This is a genomic window from Tabrizicola sp., assembly GCF_031377265.1.
Lineage (GTDB): Bacteria > Pseudomonadota > Alphaproteobacteria > Rhodobacterales > Rhodobacteraceae > JAUYQR01.
In genome coordinates this window covers 1-5,601 of the sequence record NZ_JANMET010000332.1, presented here as the reverse complement: position 1 = coordinate 5,601, position 5,601 = coordinate 1, and the positions used below count along the sequence as shown (strand labels likewise).

The 5,601-nt window shown below is 65.0% G+C and carries 9 protein-coding genes and 1 riboswitch; of the genes, 3 read left to right on the top strand and 6 right to left on the bottom strand.

Translation table 11 applies throughout. The features are described 5' to 3' along the window. Positions 1-121 precede the first annotated feature (121 nt). A riboswitch (FMN riboswitch) is annotated at positions 122-250 on the bottom strand. Positions 251-417: 167 nt separating this feature from the next. After that, the gene (locus RMO18_RS17880; RefSeq protein ID WP_309667744.1) at positions 418-1,158 is read left to right on the top strand and encodes an alpha/beta fold hydrolase; all 741 of its coding nucleotides are present in this window, start codon (positions 418-420) and stop codon (positions 1,156-1,158) included. Between the two features lie 32 nt (positions 1,159-1,190). Here the strand turns inward: RMO18_RS17880 and RMO18_RS17875 are convergent, their stop codons facing one another. The 4 genes from RMO18_RS17875 to RMO18_RS17860 form a co-directional block, all read right to left on the bottom strand. After that, on the bottom strand, positions 1,191-1,601 hold the full coding sequence (locus tag RMO18_RS17875) for a low affinity iron permease family protein (protein ID WP_309667743.1): 411 nt from the start codon (positions 1,599-1,601) through the stop codon (positions 1,191-1,193). A 233-nt stretch (positions 1,602-1,834) separates the two neighbouring features. After that, a complete protein-coding gene (locus tag RMO18_RS17870) occupies positions 1,835-2,902 on the bottom strand; it encodes a 5-(carboxyamino)imidazole ribonucleotide synthase (RefSeq protein ID WP_309667742.1) in 1,068 nt (355 codons plus the stop codon). Then, complete coding sequence (purE, locus tag RMO18_RS17865) at positions 2,895-3,371, bottom strand: 5-(carboxyamino)imidazole ribonucleotide mutase (RefSeq protein ID WP_309667741.1); 477 nt, start codon at positions 3,369-3,371, stop codon at positions 2,895-2,897. Before purE ends, RMO18_RS17870 begins: the two co-directional genes overlap by 8 nt. An 84-nt stretch (positions 3,372-3,455) precedes the next feature. After that, positions 3,456-3,674: a DUF465 domain-containing protein gene (locus RMO18_RS17860; protein WP_309667740.1), complete on the bottom strand. Its 219-nt coding sequence runs from the start codon at positions 3,672-3,674 to the stop codon at positions 3,456-3,458. Positions 3,675-3,875: 201 nt separating this feature from the next. Here RMO18_RS17860 and RMO18_RS17855 point away from each other — a divergent pair, with 201 nt between their 5' ends. Both RMO18_RS17855 and RMO18_RS17850 read left to right on the top strand, forming a co-directional pair. Beyond that, the gene (locus RMO18_RS17855; RefSeq protein WP_309667738.1) at positions 3,876-4,319 is read left to right on the top strand and encodes an Hsp20 family protein; all 444 of its coding nucleotides are present in this window, start codon (positions 3,876-3,878) and stop codon (positions 4,317-4,319) included. Next, a complete protein-coding gene (locus RMO18_RS17850) occupies positions 4,316-4,543 on the top strand; it encodes a DUF1150 family protein (protein WP_309667736.1) in 228 nt (75 codons plus the stop codon). The genes RMO18_RS17855 and RMO18_RS17850 overlap by 4 nt, the downstream gene beginning before the upstream one ends. On the opposite strand, the gene RMO18_RS17845 is transcribed toward RMO18_RS17850, so the two are convergent. Both RMO18_RS17845 and cysC read right to left on the bottom strand, forming a co-directional pair. Next, positions 4,540-5,073, bottom strand: coding sequence for an NADPH-dependent FMN reductase (locus tag RMO18_RS17845; protein WP_309667735.1), 534 nt, complete (start codon positions 5,071-5,073; stop codon positions 4,540-4,542). The genes RMO18_RS17850 and RMO18_RS17845 overlap by 4 nt on opposite strands. Before the next feature lie 82 nt (positions 5,074-5,155). Next, positions 5,156-5,601 (bottom strand): adenylyl-sulfate kinase (gene cysC, locus RMO18_RS17840; RefSeq protein ID WP_309667734.1); only part of this gene is annotated, 446 nt, incomplete at its 5' end.

Sequence of the window (5,601 nt, the reverse complement as noted above, 5' to 3'; positions counted from 1 at the left end):
AAAGCCCCGCGCCGACCATGAAGGCCGCACCGCGGAGGGGAAATGACTGAATCATGGCGTCTTCCTTTCACGACCCGATCAGTCAGGGGAAAACGCGCCAACCCGCCAGGGGCGGGGTGACGATCGCTCTCTCTCATCCGGACTTTCACCGTCGGCCCCGGAGTTCCACCGGATCTGCTGACCCCCGTTGCCGGGGCGCTCGCGGGCTGTCACCGCCGGTGGGGAATTGCACCCCGCCCTGAGAACACCGGCAAAGTCCCGGCGGGAAAGGGCTAGCAGGACGCGGCTTTGCGGGCAAGCGTGGGCGATGCAGGCACATGGTGCGGCAATGCACGTCAGGGTGACGCTGCGTCGGGGTCGGGACGGGGCTGGCATTCCGGGCTTGCTGTGCGCCGGTGTCGGGCAGACAGTCGGGTCATGTGGCTGACCGGACCCCTCGCCCGCTTTCTGCCCGCCCCCGCCACCGAAGAGGGCGCGGGACTGGCGGATGCCGTGGTCCTTCTGCACGGGCTGGCGCGCACCGATGCCTCGCTGGCCCCGATGGCACTGGCGCTGCAGGCGGCGGGGTTCCGGGTGGTGAACTGGTCCTACCCCTCTACCACCGCCACGCCCGAAGCGCTGATTGACGAGGTCGGTCACGCGGTTGCGGCTTGCGGGCCGGGGCGGGTGCATTTCGTCACCCATTCGATGGGCGGCATCCTGCTGCGCGCCTGGCTGGCCCGGCACCGACCGGCTCAGATGGGCCGCGTGGTGATGCTGGCGCCCCCGAACCACGGGTCGGAACTGGTGGACCGCTTTGGCACCTTGTCAGTGTTTCAGCGGGTGAACGGGGTGGCGGGCGGCACTCTCGGCACGGGCGAAGGGTCTTGGCCAAAGGCCTTGCCCCCGGCAGATTATCCGCTGGGCGTGATCGCGGGCACAAGGTCGCTGAACCCGCTTTTTGCCTCGGCTCTGCCGGGGCCGAATGATGGCAAGGTCACTGTGGTAAGCACCCGGCTTGATGGCATGACCGATCACGTCACCTTGCCCGTCACCCACACTTTCATGATGCTGAACCCATTGGTTATCCGCCAGACCGTGTTGTTCCTGAAAGACGGCAAGTTCGATCCCACCCTCACCTACCTCACGGCAATCAAGGACACGCTGGCCAAACCCTGACGGGGCAACAATCTGGCCCCGGCAGCCTTTGGTCAATTGTCCGGGGTTCCGGTATCCGGGCGCCCTTCAAGCCGCCCCTGGCGGGCCTCGCGCGCCAGCGCCTCGAACCGGGCGCGAAAGGTTTCCAATGCCTTTTCGTCCAGTTCCTCCAGATCCAGCAGCGCGTTATGCGCCCCGTTGGTGGCCCGGATCAGCTCGTCCAGCTTCAGCTGGATCGCGGTGGTGTCGCGGTTCTGGGTGTTCTGGATTAGGAAGACCATCAGAAAGGTAATGATCGTGGTGCCGGTGTTGATCACCAGTTGCCAGGTGTCGGAAAAGCCAAAGATCGGCCCGGTGACGATCCAGACCAGGATCACCAGCACCGCCAGCACAAACGTGCCGGGCCGCCCGGTCTGATGCGCGACCGCTTTCGATACTCTCGCATAGGCGTTGGTGGAAGGCATGAACGATATCCTCTTTCCCGCGCAGCAGCGGCCCGGTGATCGGCTTGAGCATCAGTATCTGCGTCTGCCGGCAACACAAGACAAGCCCGATCTGTCGCGCTCACTGCGATTTGCCCTGACTGCAAATGCTCCCCGCGGAGCGTCCGACCCCAGCCGTCAGGCCCGGCATCTCCCGCCCTTCCATGGCAATGCCGGGCGCGGGCCTCGATGGCCCGCCAGCCTGGCGCCCTGTCTCAGGTAATCCCGCGAACCACCCGGTTCGCGTGGCCCATCTTGCGGCCTGCCCGTGCCTCGCCTTTGCCGTACAGGTGCAGCGACACCGCCCGCTCCCGTGCCAGCGCCGGCACCCGCGCGATATCATCGCCGATCAGGTTCTCCATCACCACATCGGCAAAGCGCGACCCGTCGCCCAAGGTCCAGCCCGCCACCGCACGGATGTGCTGTTCGAACTGGTCCACCGCGCAGCCCTGCTGCGTCCAGTGGCCGGAATTATGCACCCGGGGCGCGATCTCGTTCACGATCAACCCCTGCGGCGTCACGAACAGCTCCACCCCCAGCACACCCACATAATCGAGCGCGTTCAGGATGCGCGCCGCGATCAGCACCGCATCGCTGCGCTGGCTGGCGCTCAGCCGCGCCGGCACCGTGGTTGTGCGCAGGATACCGCCCTGATGCACATTCTCGCCGGGGTCATAGCAGGCGACCGACCCGTCCAGTCCGCGTGCTGCGATCACCGACACCTCATGCGAAAAGGCGATGAACCCCTCCAGCACCGAGGGCGCCCCCTGCATCGTCTCCCAGGCCTCCACAGTGTCCGCCGCAGCCATGATCCGCGCCTGCCCCTTGCCGTCATAGCCCAGCCGCGCGGTCTTCAGGATCGCCGGCGCGCCGATCCGCGCCAGCGCTGTCTGCAGATCGGCCAGCGACCCCACTGGCGCAAAGGGCGCGCAGGTCAGGCCCAGCCCGGTCAGAAACTCCTTCTCGGCGATCCGCTCCTGGCTGATGGCCAGCGCGCGGCGGTTCGGGCGGATCGGGCGCAGCGCCTCCAGCGCGTCCAGCGCCGCGGTCGGCACGTTCTCGAATTCATAGGTGATCACATCGACCGACGCCGCGAAGGCCCGCAGCGCGGCAAGGTCCTCATAAGGTGCCGTGGTCACCCGGTGCGCCACATCGCCAGCTGGCGGGTTGATCCCCGGCTCATAGATATGCGCCCGGAACCCCAGCCGCGAGGCCGCAACCGACAGCATCCGCCCCAGTTGCCCGCCACCCAGAATGCCGATCACTGCGCCCGGTTCAAGCATCCGACGGCTCTTCCGGGATCGAGGCCGACAGCGTCGCGCGCCAGGCGTCCAGCCGTGCCGCCAGTGCCGGATCAGACAGCGCCAGAATGCCCACCGCCATCAGCCCGGCATTCGCAGCACCACCAATCGCCATCGTCGCCACCGGATAACCGCGCGGCATCTGCAAGATAGAATACAGGCTGTCCACCCCGGCCAGCGCCTTGGTCTGTACTGGCACGCCGATCACCGGCAGCCGGGTCTTTGACGCCATCATCCCCGGCAAATGCGCCGCACCCCCGGCCCCGGCAATAATCACCCGCAGCCCGCGCTCGACAGCGGTCTTGCCATAATCCCACAGCCGGTCCGGCGTGCGGTGGGCCGACACGATTCTGGTCTCATACGCCACGCCCAGCTCATCCAGAACCAGCGCCGCATCCTTCATCGTGGGCCAGTCGGACTGGCTGCCCATGATGATCCCGACCTCTGCCATGCTGCTTCTCCGCCAAACCGTTCGCGTCGCTTATAGCCAAGCAACGGCGCTGGGCAAGCCGTCGGGATTTTCAGTCCGCGACCGTCAGGCAATGATATCCGGGATCAGCTGGTCCTCGATCCGCGCCATCTGGTCCTTCAGTCCCAGCTTCTGTTTCTTCAGCCGCCGCAGCGTCAACTGATCCGGTCGCCCGGTCAGTTCCAGCGCATGGATCGCCTGATCCAGATCGCGATGCTCGCGCCGCAGCACTTCCAGCCGGATGCGCAGCATTTCATCGAAGTTGAGTTCGGAGGGGGCATTCATCGGGGCTGAGTCGCTCTCTGTCGCTTGCGCAACTCTATCGTGAAGTTGCGTCCTGCGGGAAGGTTTTTGCCGGGAATTTCGCCATATCCGGCCCGGCACAGGCTCTTGCGGCATCGAACGGTCCACCCCATATTGCTGTCAAGCGGTGCTCGATCCCGAGGCCACTTGCCGAACTGTCGCTTGACACAAGGACATGTCCGAATGACGAAACTGAGCTTTGGGGCCCATCCCTACCTTCTGGGGTTTGAACAGCTTGAGCGGCTGGTCGAACGCACCGCGAAATCGGGGTCAGAGGGCTATCCTCCCTTCAACATCGAAGCGGTGGCCGACAACGCCTATCGCATCACGCTGGCCGTGGCGGGTTTCCGTGAGGAAGACCTCGCCATCACCGTCGAAGACCGCCAGCTGGTGGTGCGTGGCCGACAAGCCGATGACAGCGAGAACCGCGTGTTCCTGCATCGCGGTATCGCTGCCCGTGCGTTCCAGCGGTCGTTCGTGCTGGCCGACGGGGTCGAGGTCGGTGGTGCCGGGATGGAACATGGCTTGCTGCACATCGATTTGCGCAGGTCGGTGCCGGAAACGGTGGTTCAGACGATCAGGATCGGACGCAAGGACGCCAGCCACAAAGAAGGGGGCAAGAAATGAACACGCCATTCAACGGATTGCCGCAGGGCAAGGATCGCATCGTTTACGTCCGCCCGGTCGCCGTAGCCGACCTGCCGGACGAGGTACGCGATCAAATGGGTACGCTTGAGGTGATCTATTCCGTGCATGGTGCCGACGGTCGCCAACTGGCCCTCGTCGCCGACCGCAAGCTTGCCTTCCACCTCGCGCGCGAACACGACTTCGCACCGATGAGCGTGCACTAGGCAGGCGTCGCCACGAAGGCCAGAAATTCGGCCAGAAACCCGTGCAGGATTGCCTGGTTCTCCGGTTGGCCCAGCGTTGCCGCAACTGCCTCGGGCGTCTGCCCCCGCAGATTGAGCCTTGCAAAGACCTGCGGCGCAAACCGGTCCGAAACTGTGGCCAGCACGCGCCGCAGATCGGTCAGCACGTCGTCACCGCCATGCGACGCGTGCAACAGGGCGATGGGCTTTCCAATGATCTCCTGGCGCGATACCAGCCAGTCGATCGCATTCTTGAACGCGCCGGGGATCGCGTGAACATACTCCGGGCAGGCAATCACCAGCGCGTCCGCCTCTGCCACGGCCGCGGCAAAGCTCAGCACCGCCGCTGGGGTGCGCGGGCCTTCATCGTCGGGGTTGAACAGCGGCAAGCCCCCCAAACCATCATAGACGCGGATGGTTGTCGGCGGGCGCGCAAGGTCGGCCAGTGTGTGCAGCAGTGCCGTATTGCCCGAACGCTGGCGCAGGCTGCCTGACAGGGCCAAAATCTTCATCGCGCAAAAAACTTCATAACGTCCAGTTTTCTGTCGCCCGTCGGGGGCGGATTGCGCTGCCCCCGATACAAAGCGCCCCGGATCAGCCCTTGATCAGGCCCATCTGTTCCAGCTTCAAAAGCACCTGATGCGCGCAATGGTCGACATCGACATTCTCGGTATCGACGACCAGCTCTGCCGCTGTCGGTGCCTCGTAGGGGTCTGAGATACCAGTGAATTCCTTGATCTTGCCTTCGCGCGCCAGCTTGTACAGGCCCTTGCGGTCACGGCGTTCGCATTCCTCGATGCGGGTCGCCACATGCACCTCGATGAACGCGCCAAACGCCTCGATCATCTCGCGCACTGCCCGCCGAGTCGCGGTGTAGGGCGCGATGGGCGCGCAGATGGCGATGCCGCCGTTCTTGGTGATCTCGCTGGCCACATAGCCGATGCGCTTGATGTTGATGTCGCGGTGTTCCTTGCTGAACCCAAGCTCCGATGACAGATGCTTGCGCACCACATCGCCGTCCAGCAGCGTCACCGGGCGGC